Annotated in this window: 15 protein-coding genes; 7 read left to right on the plus strand and 8 right to left on the minus strand. The window is 65.2% G+C overall.

The genetic code is table 11. The annotated features are described in order from the left end of the window. Positions 1-303: 303 nt before the first annotated feature. Positions 304-888, minus strand: a complete 585-nt coding sequence (locus H7J93_RS25320) for a DUF5994 family protein (protein ID WP_267309048.1) — start codon at positions 886-888, stop codon at positions 304-306. A 53-nt stretch (positions 889-941) separates the two neighbouring features. Then, positions 942-1,595, minus strand: coding sequence for an Rv1733c family protein (locus tag H7J93_RS25325; protein ID WP_267309049.1), 654 nt, complete (start codon positions 1,593-1,595; stop codon positions 942-944). Positions 1,596-2,087: 492 nt separating this feature from the next. Between H7J93_RS25325 and H7J93_RS25330 the strand changes: the two genes are divergently transcribed. The 4 genes from H7J93_RS25330 (at position 2,088) to H7J93_RS25345 (ending at position 4,642) form a co-directional block, all read left to right on the plus strand. Beyond that, positions 2,088-2,624, plus strand: a complete 537-nt coding sequence (locus H7J93_RS25330) for a GreA/GreB family elongation factor (protein ID WP_267309050.1) — start codon at positions 2,088-2,090, stop codon at positions 2,622-2,624. A 285-nt stretch (positions 2,625-2,909) separates the two neighbouring features. After that, positions 2,910-3,233: a hypothetical protein gene (locus tag H7J93_RS25335; protein WP_267309051.1), complete on the plus strand. Its 324-nt coding sequence runs from the start codon at positions 2,910-2,912 to the stop codon at positions 3,231-3,233. A 171-nt stretch (positions 3,234-3,404) separates the two neighbouring features. Further along, positions 3,405-4,277, plus strand: coding sequence for an EamA family transporter (locus tag H7J93_RS25340; protein WP_267309052.1), 873 nt, complete (start codon positions 3,405-3,407; stop codon positions 4,275-4,277). Between the two features lie 14 nt (positions 4,278-4,291). Further along, positions 4,292-4,642 carry a hypothetical protein gene (locus tag H7J93_RS25345; protein WP_267309053.1) on the plus strand — a complete coding sequence of 117 codons (351 nt, stop codon included), beginning with the start codon at positions 4,292-4,294 and terminating at the stop codon, positions 4,640-4,642. Here H7J93_RS25345 and H7J93_RS25350 read toward each other — a convergent pair whose 3' ends face one another. From H7J93_RS25350 to H7J93_RS25365, 4 genes are read right to left on the minus strand one after another with little or no spacing between them, the layout of a single operon-like run. Beyond that, positions 4,643-5,488: an ABC transporter permease gene (locus tag H7J93_RS25350; protein WP_267309054.1), complete on the minus strand. Its 846-nt coding sequence runs from the start codon at positions 5,486-5,488 to the stop codon at positions 4,643-4,645. It abuts the gene before it with no gap. Continuing rightward, on the minus strand, positions 5,485-6,360 hold the full coding sequence (locus tag H7J93_RS25355; RefSeq protein WP_267309055.1) for an ABC transporter permease: 876 nt from the start codon (positions 6,358-6,360) through the stop codon (positions 5,485-5,487). Before H7J93_RS25355 ends, H7J93_RS25350 begins: the two co-directional genes overlap by 4 nt. 3 nt (positions 6,361-6,363) lie before the next feature. Next, positions 6,364-7,551, minus strand: coding sequence for a polyamine ABC transporter substrate-binding protein (locus H7J93_RS25360; protein ID WP_267309056.1), 1,188 nt, complete (start codon positions 7,549-7,551; stop codon positions 6,364-6,366). 58 nt (positions 7,552-7,609) lie between these two features. Further along, on the minus strand, positions 7,610-8,728 hold the full coding sequence (locus H7J93_RS25365; protein ID WP_308204965.1) for an ABC transporter ATP-binding protein: 1,119 nt from the start codon (positions 8,726-8,728) through the stop codon (positions 7,610-7,612). Between the two features lie 377 nt (positions 8,729-9,105). On the opposite strand from H7J93_RS25365, the gene H7J93_RS25370 reads away from it, so the two are divergent. After that, positions 9,106-9,579 (plus strand): type II toxin-antitoxin system Rv0910 family toxin, encoded by a 474-nt coding sequence (locus tag H7J93_RS25370; RefSeq protein ID WP_267309057.1) that lies wholly within the window; start codon positions 9,106-9,108, stop codon positions 9,577-9,579. Between the two features lie 7 nt (positions 9,580-9,586). Here H7J93_RS25370 and H7J93_RS25375 read toward each other — a convergent pair whose 3' ends face one another. Further along, entirely contained in the window at positions 9,587-11,062 is a 1,476-nt protein-coding gene (locus H7J93_RS25375) for an MFS transporter (protein ID WP_267309058.1), read from the minus strand. 98 nt (positions 11,063-11,160) lie between these two features. Between H7J93_RS25375 and H7J93_RS25380 the strand changes: the two genes are divergently transcribed. Both H7J93_RS25380 and H7J93_RS25385 read left to right on the plus strand, forming a co-directional pair. Further along, positions 11,161-12,555, plus strand: coding sequence for a purine-cytosine permease family protein (locus H7J93_RS25380; protein WP_267309059.1), 1,395 nt, complete (start codon positions 11,161-11,163; stop codon positions 12,553-12,555). Positions 12,556-12,569: 14 nt separating this feature from the next. Then, positions 12,570-13,301 (plus strand): YwaF family protein, encoded by a 732-nt coding sequence (locus tag H7J93_RS25385; RefSeq protein WP_267309122.1) that lies wholly within the window; start codon positions 12,570-12,572, stop codon positions 13,299-13,301. Here H7J93_RS25385 and H7J93_RS25390 read toward each other — a convergent pair. After that, complete coding sequence (locus H7J93_RS25390; protein WP_267309060.1) at positions 13,253-13,699, minus strand: MerR family transcriptional regulator; 447 nt, start codon at positions 13,697-13,699, stop codon at positions 13,253-13,255. The genes H7J93_RS25385 and H7J93_RS25390 overlap by 49 nt on opposite strands. Positions 13,700-13,742 lie beyond the last annotated feature (43 nt).

Consider the following 13,742-nt stretch of genomic DNA (forward strand, 5'->3'; position numbering starts at 1 on the left):
CATCCTCCACGGCTGCCTGCGCCACCGCACCGCATACGACGAGCAGACAGCATGGTCGCACCGCCAAAACATCCCCACCGCAAAGGCCGCTTGACAACTTGCGCACTTGGGATGTCTAACCGGGGTGGTCGGAGGAGACCACCTTTCTGGTTGCACCGCAGCCCCTCCGAGCCTTCGGGGGCGCGGCTCATCGGGGCATTGGTGTAACACGGCAAACGTAAGTCCGCCGGTTGAGAGCGAGCTAAACGAAACCTGGGAAGTTGATATGTAAACCCTGGTGGAAGGTGTCGAAGGAATCAGGCACTACTGGTTGAGGTGAACCGGATGTCCCTCGATGTACGTGATGGGTTGCAGAGCGTCAGCGTCTTCTGACCGCACAGCAGTCTCATCGGACTCGCCCCGTGGGTGATCCGTCGGTAGATCGTGGGCGGTTTTCGCACCGCGCGTCGCGATGGCCAGCAGCTTTTCGGGGGTCGATACGTCGTCGGGGTCGGCCGCGGCCATCACCGCGGCGCGCGCAGCGGCCGGGTCGGTGTCCGGGGGAACCACAAGCAATACAAGGGTTCCGAACTTCTTCCCGCTGACGCTCAGCGTGTTCGGCGAGGTACTGCTGGGCTCGAGGATCACGCTGTGTCCGCGAAACTCCATCCGCAATGATGCTGAGGCCCAAGCGTTCTCATCGTAGATAACCCGCTCGATGATCCCTGATCCCGACGTCAGAGCCGGCAGCAGGTCGAGCAGTTCGAGGTACAGCTGGTCGGTTCGTGGCCACCAGCCGCCCTGCACAACGCCCGCGGCGCCGCGTTCGGGCTTCAGCTGCAGTCGGGGATGTGCGATCGTCCATCGGCGAACTTGGGAGATGTCGAAGGATAAGGGTGGTGCGGACATGATTCTGCTCTTCTGTAGACGGGAATTTGGGGTTCGTGCGGTGCGGTGGCCTGTTAGGGCTCGCTGGGTTTACGTCCGCTACCCCCGATCAGGGTGTCAAGGGCGCGTTGCCATCTGATGGCGCGGACGCGGTCACACACCACCTGGACAACTGCCACCAGCAGCGCCATGGCGGCGGTGACGCCTGCCCACATGAACAGCGCGGCCGTGACCGCATCCACCCCTGCGCGGCTGGTCGGAGTCGGTTCATCGGTCAGCGCCCCGCTGTCGTCGACCCAGATCGTGACGTGATTGCCGGGCTTGCTCGCCGGCTGCGCCTCGACCGCGCCGGTGTTCTCGGATCCGGCAGCCGTCCACCGGGCCATCATGGTGGCAGTCTCTGTTTGCGAAATATCCTGGGCGGCTGCGTCGTCGGTGATCGTCGCGCTGACGAGGTGCCGAGTCTGGTGCTGCTGGGCGTAGATGTCGCGGCGTGAGTCGTAAACGGCGGTGCCGATTGCGGCGGCGACCGGGAAGGTCACGAGCGACACCACGACGGCCACAGCCAGGACCAGCGCCTGGATCCGATCGCTGGCGCGTAGCAGCGGATTACGGCGAAACAGCGCAAGGACGGGCCACTCTGGCAACCGCACCGTGAAGGTCTCCAGGGCTTCCTCAGCCGTCGTGTGGTCGCTGATCAATCGATCATGCGGACGCGGGGCAGTCATTGAAATCCTCTCGTGGCGAGCAGCTTTGCATGGCATGGGGTGAGTAGGTGTCGGCTTGCACCGCCCAGCACGCCTCGACCTCTCACACCGTCTGGGTTCACATCCATCGTGGCGGGGATGGCGGGCCCTGGCTTGCCCGTGCCGAACAACGTTACGGCTGGGCTTTGTCGCGATGTGACAGCACAGCCCCGTGAGGCAGTGCCGCGGCCGGATTGTCGTCGTGCGATAACCAGCCACCTCATGGTTGTCCTGACAGCGCAACGGCTGGAGCGCCCCGCGCGAGCATCATGGAGCTAGTAAGCAGACTAGATCGCACACCTGACCGCCAGATAGTGACCGGGGTTGGTGCGCAACGCCGTTGCGAGCCGCGATCGACGCTGCTGCTCCAGCCGCCCGCCTCGGCGGGCAACCCGGTCGCCAAGGGCGGGCGTCCGCCGTTGCGCTCTGCCCTTGGCGACACCATTGTCAAAGCGAGAAGTGAATACCATGAATATGACTAGTGCCCATGATGTTCCGCTGACCCGCCAGGACCGCATTCGGCTGACCAATGAATTGACGTCACTTCGTAGGCGGCCCTGCGTCGAGGTGCCCGACGACTACATCGAGACCCCCGAAAGCCGTTCCCGCTACCTGGCACGCCGGGCGCGCATCCGCCACATCGAAGATGTGCTCGCGCAGGCGCGCGTTGATGACGACTTGACCGACGATGACGTCGCCAAGCCGGGCATGGTCCTGACCGTTCGTTACGACGACAGCGGCGGCACAGTGACATTCATCCTCGGTGGCCACGGCGCCGGTGACGAAGACAACAACATCTACCCGTTGCGGTCGCCGATTGGGCGCGCCATCGCCGGCGCCCGCCCAGGGGAGAAGCGCACGTTGCGCCTGCTCACCAGCCCGGCAATCGCGGTGACATTGCTCAGCGTCCGGCCTGCCGTGTCCAGGGGTGCGAGGAGATGCCGCTCTCGGCGCCACGGTCGCGCCGACAGCGCCTCTAGTGCCAGATCGAGCCGGTCAGACGTGGCGTGATCCTGCTCGCAGGGCTAACGCACAGAGTTGCAACAGCTTTGGCGCTGATCTGAGCTTGCCCGCTGGCGACAACAAGACTGTCTAGCCTTGTCGAGATCGGATAGCGCAAGCGCGGCGGTTGTCGTATTGAATGGAATCAGCCCTGGTCGAACGCGCCGCTGCGCGGACGCCGGCAGCCAACTACTGCAACAACATTCAGTCTCGACACACAGTTTGTCGGGCCTGCTTGGTGTGCCGGCGTGACCTAGAGGGCAGCGAAATAGACACGTAGAGAGGGAGATTGAGATGAAGAATATCGCCGCAACAGTGGGAACGATTGTCGCAACCGCCGCGCTCGGCCTGAGCGCCGCCGGCGCCGCCAGCGCCGCGCCCAGCGGCGCCGACACAGCCGATCAGACCATCAGCCAACTTCAATCCGAGGGATACAACGTGATCGTCAGCCGAACCGGTACCGGCTCAACCGATCAGTGCGCGGTGGTCGCAGTCCGCCCGGGCCAGACATACTCGCGCACCGACTCCGGCGTGCCTGGACACATGCTCGGTACGCCTGGGCCCAACATCGCCACGACTGTGATGAACAAGACGGCGTACGTGACGCTCAGCTGTTGATGATCGCAGCTGCGACCGGACGGCAGGCCCCTTTGAACAAGGGGCCTGTTTCCGTTCGCCGGCTCGCACGAGATGGAGTCACAAGCACTTCGTAATTGTTCATGATTACCGAACGGTATATCAGGCAAAATCACGTGGACGTGAACGGTACCGGTCCCGTTCAATGCAGGAGTGACCACGAACCAGGCGCGCACCGGAGCCTTCATGGCGATGGGCTCGATGCTCTGCGTTCAGCTCGGCCTCGCGATCGCGGTCACCTTGATCGACCGGATCGGCGTCGAGGGCGCGGCATGGCTGCGCCTGGCGTGGGCCGGGGTTCTGCTGCTGCTGATCGTCCGGCCCAAGCGTGCCGCATTCACGCGCTCCAGCTTCGGGATGTGCGTCGTGCTCGGTGTGGTCACCGCGGCCATCACGCTTCTGTTCATGGCAGCCCTCGACCGGATCCCGCTGGGAACGGCGAGCGCGTTGGAGTTCCTCGGCCCACTCGGCGTCGCGGTGGCGCACGGCAAGGGCAGGCAGCGGTTCGTCTGGCCGGGCCTGGCAGGGCTCGGTGTCGTGCTGCTGACCCAGCCGTGGGCCGGCGTCATCGATCCCGTCGGCGTCATGTTCGCCTTGGGCGCGGCCGTGTGCTGGGCGACCTACATCCTGCTGACCCAGCGCGTCGGTGACCAGGTGGCCGGCATCAGCGGTCTCGCGGTGTCCATGCCTGTCGCCGCACTGGTGGCCACTGTCACGGTCGGGCCTGCCGTGTTGCCGCGGATGACGCCCGACATCCTGCTGATCGGTATCGGCCTGGCGATCCTGCTACCCGTCGTGCCGTTCGCCCTCGAGCTACTGGCGCTGCGGCGATTGACCGCTGCCGCTTTCGGGACGCTGATGGCGCTCGAACCCGCATTCGCGATGATCATCGGGCTCATCGTGTTGCATCAAATGCCGGGCGCCGCTGGGGTCGTCGGGATCGGCTTCGTGGTCGCCGCGGGGATCGGGGCCGCGCGTAGCGGTGCGCGTACGCAGGCGCCTGTCCCCGCCGGAGTCAATTCCTAACTACGCTCGGATCCATGGCCAGTGGATTCTTCAGTTCTCCCTTCATCGGACCCATGAACAAGATGTTCGGCGCGCTGATCAACGCGCCGGTCCTCGGATCGCTGGTACGGCGCACCATGATCAACATCCGCTACGTCGGACGCCGCTCCGGCAAAACCATCGAGACCCCCATCGGTTACCGGCGCACCGCCGACGGGATACTCATCAACGTCATGTCGCCCGACAACAAGACGTGGTGGCGCAACTTCCTCGGTGACGGTGCCCCGATCACCCTGGTGAAGTTCGACGGCGGCCAGGACCGCACCGGCCACGCCGTCGCCCACCGTGACGCCGCCGGCCGGGTGTCGGTGGCGGTCACGCTGTAGTCAGCCCTCGAACCTCTTGCGTCGCAGCAGGGTTCCGGCGGCGAGCAGGATCAGGCTGACCACCAGGATCGCGGTGGCCAACACGTTGATCTGTGGCGGCACCGCGGCCTTTACGGCGGCGTTCACGTACAGCGGGTACGTCACCGTCGATCCGCTGACGAAATACGTGATGATGAAGTCGTCGAGCGAGAGTGCGAACGACAGCATCGCGGCCGCCACGATCCCCGGAATGATCAGCGGCAGTGTCACTTTGAAGAACGTGCGCAGCGGACTTGCGCCGAGGTCCAGCGACGCGTCCTCCAACGTCCAGTCGAAGCCACGTACCCGGGCGCGCACCGTCATCGCGATGAAGCTGACCTCGAAGGCGATGTGTGCGATGAGGATCGTCGTATATCCCGCGGCCCACCCGAAGTCGAGAAACAGCGTCAACAGCGCCGCACCCATCACGACTTCTGGCGCGGTGAGCGGAAGGATGAGGAAGGTGTCGACGGCTCTCTGACCCCGCCAGCGTTGCCGCACCAGGGCGATGGCCACCAACGTGCCCAGCACCAGCGCGATCGCGGTCGACACCGCCGCGACGTTCAGGCTCAGCTTGAGCGCCTCGGTCAGAGCGGGGTACTTGAACGGGTTCGCCCAGTTATCCAGCGTGAAGCCCTGCCACGTGTAGTTGAACTTGCCCGCCGGCTTGTTGAACGAGAACAGAATGATGACGAATATCGGCAGGAACAGGTAGAGCAACACCAACCCGGCGACGATCCGCATCAGCAGGTCGCCCCACCGCGGACTACCCTTGACCTTTTTCGCGGGCGCGGGGCTGGTGGCGGCCTCCATGGCAGCGAGTGTCATACGAGATCCTCCGTGCCCAGCGCGCGGGTGTAGAGCAAGACGCCAACCAAGATGATGAGCATCAACACCAGGCTCAGCGCCGCCGCGGCGGGGTAGTCCTTGACCACGAGGAACTGTTTCTGGATGACGTTTCCGATCATCGTGGTCTGCGTACTGCCCAGATAGTCGGCGTTGATGAAGTCACCCACGGCAGGGATGAAGACGAGCATGCTGCCTGCCAGCACACCGGGCATCGACAGCGGCAGAATGACTTTCGTGAAGCTGCGCACGTTCGACGAGTACAGATCCTTGGACGCCTCGATCAGCCGCGGGTCGATCTTCTCGAGGCTGACGTACAGCGGCAGGATCATGAAGATGATCCAGTTGTAGGTGAGCCCGCCGATCACCGCCCAACTCGTGGACAGCAGCCTGCCCTCCTCGGGAAGCAGACCGATGGTGCCCAACGCGCTCACCAACCAGCCCTCGTCCGCCAGGATCGTCTTCCACGCGATGGTGCGGATCAGGAACGTCACGAAGAACGGCAGGATCACCAGCCCGAGGATCAGGTTCTTGTAGCGACCCGCCTTGAACGCGATGACGTAGGCGAGCGGGAACGCCAACACCAGACACAACACCGTTGCCGCCAGGGCGTAGGTGAACGACCGGACGATCTGGTCCTGGTAATGGCTGAACGCGTCCAGGTAGTTCGCGAAGTCCCACGAGAACGTCAGCGTCGGCAGATACACCGACCCACCGGATGTCGACAGCGACGTCCTCGCCAGGGTGAAAAACGGGACCACGAAAAAGATTCCGAGGTACACGAGCGCCGGCAGGACCATCAAATACGGGGCGATTTTGCTCCGCTGCCGACTGCTGGTGGCGACACCTGCCATCGATCAGGCGCCGGTGACTGCTGCGTACAGCGTGTTGAACTCCTGGGTCTGCTCATCGGTGAGCGCGGGCCACGACTTCACGTTGTCCAGGGTCGACTGCGGCGGGTTGATCAACGGATTGTCCGCCGCCGCGGGGTCCACCTTGCGGAGTTCCTCGGTCATATCCGAGAGCACCGGAACGAACTGGGTGAACGCGACCAGCTTGGCGTAGTTGGCCCGGTCGTAGATGTAGTTGATCCAGGCCTCGGCGGCAGGCTGGTTCTTCGTGGTGTACGGAATCACCATGGTGTCGATGAACGTAGTGCCGCCCGACTCCGGAACGATGAACTCCAGATCGGGATTGTCGGCCTGCAGCTGCACCACGTCACCCGAATACGCCTGGGCGATGGCCACATTGCCGGAGGCGAGGTCGTCGGCGTAGTCGTTGCCGGTGAAGCGTCGGATCTGGCCCCTGTCCTTCTGCTCCCGGATCAGGTCGATGGCCTTCTGCACCGTCTCGGTGCTCGGATCTTCGGGAGAGTTGCCCTGGGAGAGCATGATCATGCCAAGGCCGTCCTGCGTGTCGGAGAACAGGCTGACCCGGCCCTTGAACGCCGGATCCCAGAGGTCCTCGATCTTAGTGATTTCGCGGCCGGTCGCGGCCTTGTTGTAGGCGATGCCGACGAGGCCGGACATGTAGGGCGCGAGGTACTTTCGGCCGGGGTCGACCTTGGAGTCGAGCAAATCCTTACGCAAATTCTTGCGGTTGGGCACGCCGGCGTCGCTGATCTCGTTGAGCCAACCCAGACCGTGCACGCGTGCAGCCATGAACTCGGTGGGCACCGCGAGGTCGGCACCGATGTCCTGCTTACGCGAGAGTGGCTCCTTGACCTTGGCGAACCACTGCTCGTTGTCGTTGAAGTCTTCCTTGTAGTCCACGGTGACGCCGGTCGCAGTCTGGAAGGCTGCGACGAATCCGTCGGCCATGTACAGCGGCCAGTTCGAGACCCGCAGGGTTCCGGTGGCGGGGCCGCCGGTCTGTGCTGCGGTCTCGCCGGATTCACCGCCGTTCGAACCGCACGCGGCGAGGAAGGACGGACCAAGCGCGAGCGCCGCAGCGGCCGCGGCGCCACCGCCGATGAAGCGGCGGCGCGAGGTCCTGTTGGCGGCGAGCCGGGCGGCGAGTTCGAGGTCGATGTTCTTGGAGGACATGGCGACTGTGCCTTTCGTCGATGTGAAAAAGGGAGGCGGGTCGAGGCGATCGGGTCGATCAGGAGTCGTCGAGCATCTCTTCGAGGTCTTCGGCGGTGGGGATATCGGCGGCGGGAAGGACCAGCGAGGCATCGGGCGCCCAAGCCACGTGCACCGAATCACCGGGACGCAGCATCGGCAGATCCTGCTCGGGGCCGACATGGGCGATGACCGTCGAATCGTCGGGTGCCGCGAGCAGCAGGCGCACCACCGGGCCTTGGAATGTCAGATCCTTGACCGTCGCGCTCACGGTCGCGACATCGCCGGTCGGGGCGTCGACCGACACCCGGACACGTTCGGGTCGCACCATCAGCGTCGCGTGCCCACCCGGTTCGATCGTGGTGTCACCCGGGCGAGCCTTCAGCGTCGTTCCGAGCACCTCGACCTCGACGAAGTCGCGGTTGGTGCGCCCGGTCTGGCGGCCGGCCCACAGGTTGGCCTGTCCGATGAAGTTCGCGACGAACACCGTCGCCGGGCGGTCGTAGATCTCCGTCGGCGAGCCGATCTGGTCGACGTTGCCGGCGTTCATGACCGCGATCCGGTCGCTCATCGTCAGCGCTTCCTCCTGATCGTGCGTCACGTAGATGAACGTGATCCCGACCTCGCGCTGGATGCGCTTGAGCTCGAACTGCATGGCATGCCGCAGTTTGAGGTCGAGCGCGCCGAGCGGTTCGTCGAGCAGCAGGGCACTCGGGTAGTTGACCAGCGCACGCGCCAGGGCGACGCGCTGCTGCTGGCCACCCGACAGCTGGGCGGGCTTGCGCTCGGCGAAGTCGGTAAGCCGGACGACCTCCAGCAGCTCGTCGACCCGCTTGCGGACCTCACCCTTGTCCATCTTGCGGCTCCGCGGCCCGTACGCGACGTTGTCCCACACCGACATGTGCGGGAACAGCGCATAGTGCTGGAACACCGTGTTGACGTTGCGTTTGTGCGGGGGCACGCGGGAGACGTCGACCCCTTCGAGGCGGATGGCCCCTTCGGTCGGGCTCTCGAAGCCCGCGATCATCCGCAACGTAGTCGTCTTCCCACAGCCGGACGGACCGAGCAGCGAGAAGAACTCGCCCGAGGCGATGGAGAAATCCGCGTCGGCTACCGCGACATAGTCGCTGAACCGCTTGGTGACGTGGTCGATCTCGATGACCGGACCGCCCTTGACGCGGTCAGTCCCGTCCTTTCCCGTCGATTGATCTACGGCGGTGGTGTGTGAGCCGGTCAGAACGGATCCTCCTCAGAACAACCCCCCAAAGCTGTGGATAAACAATCGCCGATCAAGCCGACCTCCGCAAGTGATTCCGCAACGAATTTACATATCGACAATGGAATCCTTCGTCACACACGCAGAAAACCGCATGAATCCGCTGAAGGGCGCGTAAACGCCCACCGCCGGGCCCGTCGGTGGCCGGCTGCGGGAGAGGACACGATGCTCGCTCGTCCAGTTTCGCAGCCGTTCGCTGTCCGATCGGCGAAATCCAATCACTCGTTTACCGCCGGCGCACGTCGGGGTAGTGGACAGGCATGGCCACGGTGGATGTCTCGGTGTCGTCTGATCTCACCCCGGAGGAAGCGTGGAAGCTCGCGTCGGACCTGAGCCGGTTCGACGAATGGCTGACCATCTTCGGCGGATGGCGCAGTCCGGTTCCCACCGAGGTCGAGGTCGGCACGACCGTGTCGTCGGCGATCAAGGTAAAGGGCTTTCGGAACGTCATCCATTGGCGGGTCACCCGCTACGACGAGCCCAAAGCGATCGAGATGGTCGGCCGCGGGAAACCGGCCGTCTGCATCGCGCTGCGGCTGTGCGTGAAAGAGGTGCCGGGGTCCTCGCCCGACTCCGAATCCGGCTCCTCGGCCAATGTCGCCTCCGGCTCCGTCTTCCAGGTCGTCGCCGAACTCACCGGTGGGCTGCTCAACACCCGCATCGGAAACCTGGTCGCCAAGGTCCTCGAGTCCGATGTCCGTCGGTCGGTGTCGAATCTGGCGGCGCTGCGCTGACGTACGGTCAGCCCCATTCGTGGTTCATCGCACGGGATTCGTAGCGCGCCTCGACGGATTCCGGCGGGGGAGCAGTGGTGCGTGAGAACGCGATGAGCACCATCGCCAGGACTGCCGTTGCAGCGCCGCCGATGAAGATGACGAAAAAACTGCTTTCCAGCGGCAGGTCGGTACCGGCGATGAAGCGGCTGAGGAGCACGGCGACCAGGGCTGCGGCCGTCGAGCTGCCGATCGTGCGGGCGATCGCGTTCATGCTCGTGGCGACGCCTGTCTCGTTGCCGTCGACCTCGCTGACCACCAGGGCGGGTAGTGCACCGTAGCCGAGGCTGATGTACGCGTTGGTCAGCACGCCCGCGACCATCACCTGCCAGGTCTGCGAGTGGGCGAAGGCGATGAACAGGAACCCGGCGATACCGGCCAGGGCCGCGATGACGAGGACGGGGCGGGCGCCGTAGCGGTCGATGACCCGACCGCTGAACAAGGCGACCAGGAACCCCGTCACCACACCGGGCAGCAGGAACACGACACTGGCCTCCAGGACCGTCGCGCCGAAGCCGTAACCCGCTGCCTCCCTGGGTATCTGGACGAACTGGGTGAGTCCGAGGAACGCGAAGTACAGACCCATGCCGACGAACACGGTGGCGAGGTTGGTGAGCAGGATCGGGCGGCGCTTCAGCATCGCGGTCGAGACCAGCGGCTGCTTGGCCCGTCGTTCCCACATCCACCAGGCGACGAGCACCACCACGCCTCCGCACGCGCACGCAAGAGTCGCCGGTGACGTCCAGCCCCACGCCTGTCCCTGCGTAAGTGCCAGCAGGACCGCCGACAGTCCGACGGCGATTCCGAGCGCACCGAGCCAGTCGATCGTGCCGGTGCTGCTGCGCGGTCTGCGGGGGACGACGACGGCCGCGATCACGAGGACGACGGCGGTGAACGCGGTCGTCAGCCAGAACACCCGGTGGTAGCCGGCGTCACCCTGCATCAGCAGGCCCACCACCACGAGCCCGGTGCCACCGCCGAACCCCAGCGTCCCCGACAACACCGCCATCGCCGACATCAGCTCGCTTTCGGACAACTCGTCCCGAAGGATCGCGATGCCGACCGGATACAGGGCGTAGGAGGCCGCCTGGAGTACGCGACCGACGATGAGCAGCGGCAGTGAGGTGGTGGTGGCCGCGAGCAACGAACCGACCAGGACGACGGCCAGGACGATCAGCAGGACCGGCTTCTTGCTGTACAGGTCGGCCAGTCTGCCGATCAACGGCGTCGCGGCGATTGCGGCCAACAGGTTGGCGGTGACGGCCCAACTCACGCCGACGTCGGACGCGTGAAGCTGGTCGGCGATGACGCCCAGCACAGGGACGACGGCGGTCTGCAGGACCGCGACCGTCAACACCACGACGCTCAAACCCGCGACCAGCAACCTCGACCGGGTGCTCTTGGCGCTGGACTCGGTCGACCGGTTCGCATCGGTCTCGACCACCCGCGCTCCGATCGTTAGCTCATCTTTGGTTCCGCACATCGATTATGTTCCCCGGCATCGGCGGGCTGATGACCGGGCGTCATGATCGAATGAACCCCATGCCGAAGGAGGGCGCCAGGAGTGCGCTGACGGAGTCCACATTCAGCGGTCATCGTCCCATGCGGGCCGGGGATCTGTCGGTCGAGACGCACGGCATCGCACCCATCGGTGAGGACCAGCGGTACGGCACACCGGGCCGGCTTTTCACGGTGTGGTTTGCGCCGCAGGTGAACGTCGCCGGTGTCTTCAGCGGCACGCTGGCGATCGTGCTCGGGCTGGGGTTCTGGCTCGGCCTGCTGGCGATGGTGATCGGCACGGTGCTCGGATCGGTCATCGTCGGTTACCTGTCCACATGGGGGCCGCGCACCGGCACCGGGCAACTTCCGAACTCACGAATGGCGTTCGGGGGAGCAGTGGTGTTTCCCGGTGTGCTGCAATGGTTCTCGTCGATTGCGTGGACGGCACTGGTCGCGCTGTTCGGCGGGGAGGCGGTTGCGGGGCTGCTCGGTGTGCCGTTCTGGGCCGCGGTGCTGATGGTGCTCGGGGTGCAGGGCGCGGTCGGGTTCTTCGGCTACGAGCTCATTCACCGCGTGCAGGCGGTGCTCACCGTGGTGCTGTTCGTGACGTTCGTGGTGTTCGCGGTGAAACTCGTTGGCGGACACGAGATCGTCACACCGGCGCTGGTATCGGGCGCCGACCTCGTCGGCGCCTTCATACTCGAGGTCACGATCGCCTTCAGCCTTGCCGTCTCCTGGGCGAGCTACGCCGCCGACTTCAGCCGCTACCTACCGGCCGACTCGTCGAGAGCCCGGGTGTTCGGCTTCACCGTTGCCGGACTTGTGTTGTCCTACACGTTCATTCAAGGCATCGGTATCGCGGCCGCCGATGCGATCGGTGAACACACCGCCGAGGGCATGCGGGCGGTGATGGGCGGTGGTGCGCTCGGGGCATTCGCACTGGTGATCATCGCCGTGGCGTCGATCGCGTCGGGTGTCATGAACGACTACAGCGGGTCGCTCGCACTGCAGACCATCGGGGTCAGAGTGATCCGGCCGGTGTCAGCGGTGGTCGTCACTGCACTGGCATTCGCGTTGATCCTCTGGCTGCACGCCGCCGACACCGCGACACGTTTCCTCGACGTCCTGCTGCTCGTCAGTTACTGGATTCCCGCGTTCGTCTCGATCGTCGTGATCGACTGGGCGCTGCGCATCCGAGGCCGGGCCAGCCTCAATCCCGCACTGGAACGGACCGACGGCCGCGACGCCGCCGTCGCGGTCGTCGTATTCGTCGTGTCCTATGCGGCGGCCGTCCCGTTCATGAACACCTCGCTGTTCCAAGGACCCGTCGCCGCTGCGTGGCACGGCGCCGACATCGCGTACTTCGTCAACCTGATCGTCTCCGCGGTGCTGTACGGCGGCTACCGCTATGCGCGCAGCCGTCACGCGGCCGGCTGAGTGAGGATGGTGGCATCGGCACCGCAGGCGAATTCTCGACGTACGGCCCGTCGCACTGGGCCGTACTGGCCGTCTTCGTCGTGGGCGCCCTGTTTCTGGTGTGGCTCGGCCGCAGGCAGACCGAACGTCAGGCGCGCCGCTTCGGCCGCATCGTCGGTGCGCTCACCGCGGCGATCTACGCCGCCGCATTCGTCGACGCGCTGATTCCGCCCGATGTGCGGTGGTCGGTGCCGCTGCACCTGACCGATCTGGCCACGGTCGTCACCGCCTACGCGATGTGGTCGCAGCGGCAGTGGGCCTACGTGCTGACCTACTACTGGGGGCTGGTGCTCAGCGTGCAGGCGCTGGTCTCGCCGGTGTTGAGAGGTCCGGATTTCCCGAACTACCAGTTCCTGGGGTTCTGGGCGATTCACCTGCTGGTAGTCTGGGCGGCGATCTATCTCACCTGGGGCCGCGGTATGCGGCCGAGTTGGCGCAGCTATCGGTTCGTCGTGGCGGTGACGGTGACGTGGGTGGTGGTCACGATGACGTTCAACAGCATCGCCGGAAGCAACTACGGCTTCCTCAATGGCAAACCGGCGACCGCATCCCTCCTGGATGTCATGGGGCCGTGGCCGTGGTACGTGGTGGTCGGGGCCGTGGCCGTCGCGGCCGTGTGGTCCGCCATGACCTGGCCGTGGGAGCGACTGCGCCGGGGTCAGGCGCCGGAGGGCGGGGCCGGGCCGTCGTATTCGCGGGCCAGCTGAACGAGGGTCATGCCCTCGACCATCCGATCGAGGGCACTCGTCATCGTGGGGCACTCACTCGCGGGATGCTCCGTCGGACATTGCAGTGCGTGGGTGAGAAACTGCTGCGCGCCTCTGGCCAGCGTGACGACGTCCTCGAGTTCGGAGATCTGTTCGCGAACCATCTCTCGCCACTCCGGAGCGGGCGCGTCGAGGACGGCGGCTGCGGTGTCGAGCGAGACGCCGAGCTGGTGGAAGATCTTGATAAATGCCAAGCGGCGCAAGTCATCCGGTCCATACATCCGCCTGCCGGCCCGCCGCTGCGCCGGGCGTACCAGCCCGCGGTCGTCGTAGTAGCGCAGCGCGGAGGCGGACAGTCCCAGCCGGGCAGCGGCCTCACCGATCGGAATGGGGTCCATCGTTCTCATTTGACTTCAAGCCCACTTGAACGTGCAAGCTCGA

It is taken from the genome of Mycobacterium barrassiae (assembly GCF_025822765.1).
Taxonomy (GTDB): domain Bacteria; phylum Actinomycetota; class Actinomycetes; order Mycobacteriales; family Mycobacteriaceae; genus Mycobacterium; species Mycobacterium barrassiae.

Bases quoted from the DNA above. Each gene is read 5' to 3' on its own strand.
- H7J93_RS25320 (WP_267309048.1), bottom strand. From the start codon at position 888: ATGTCCGCACCACCCTTATCCTTCGACATCTCCCAAGTTCGCCGATGG.
- H7J93_RS25325 (WP_267309049.1), bottom strand. From the start codon at position 1,595: ATGACTGCCCCGCGTCCGCATGATCGATTGATCAGCGACCACACGACG.
- H7J93_RS25330 (WP_267309050.1), top strand. From the start codon at position 2,088: ATGACTAGTGCCCATGATGTTCCGCTGACCCGCCAGGACCGCATTCGG.
- H7J93_RS25335 (WP_267309051.1), top strand. From the start codon at position 2,910: ATGAAGAATATCGCCGCAACAGTGGGAACGATTGTCGCAACCGCCGCG.
- H7J93_RS25345 (WP_267309053.1), top strand. From the start codon at position 4,292: ATGGCCAGTGGATTCTTCAGTTCTCCCTTCATCGGACCCATGAACAAG.
- H7J93_RS25350 (WP_267309054.1), bottom strand. From the start codon at position 5,488: ATGACACTCGCTGCCATGGAGGCCGCCACCAGCCCCGCGCCCGCGAAA.
- H7J93_RS25355 (WP_267309055.1), bottom strand. From the start codon at position 6,360: ATGGCAGGTGTCGCCACCAGCAGTCGGCAGCGGAGCAAAATCGCCCCG.
- H7J93_RS25360 (WP_267309056.1), bottom strand. From the start codon at position 7,551: ATGTCCTCCAAGAACATCGACCTCGAACTCGCCGCCCGGCTCGCCGCC.
- H7J93_RS25370 (WP_267309057.1), top strand. From the start codon at position 9,106: ATGGCCACGGTGGATGTCTCGGTGTCGTCTGATCTCACCCCGGAGGAA.
- H7J93_RS25380 (WP_267309059.1), top strand. From the start codon at position 11,161: ATGCCGAAGGAGGGCGCCAGGAGTGCGCTGACGGAGTCCACATTCAGC.
- H7J93_RS25390 (WP_267309060.1), bottom strand. From the start codon at position 13,699: ATGGACCCCATTCCGATCGGTGAGGCCGCTGCCCGGCTGGGACTGTCC.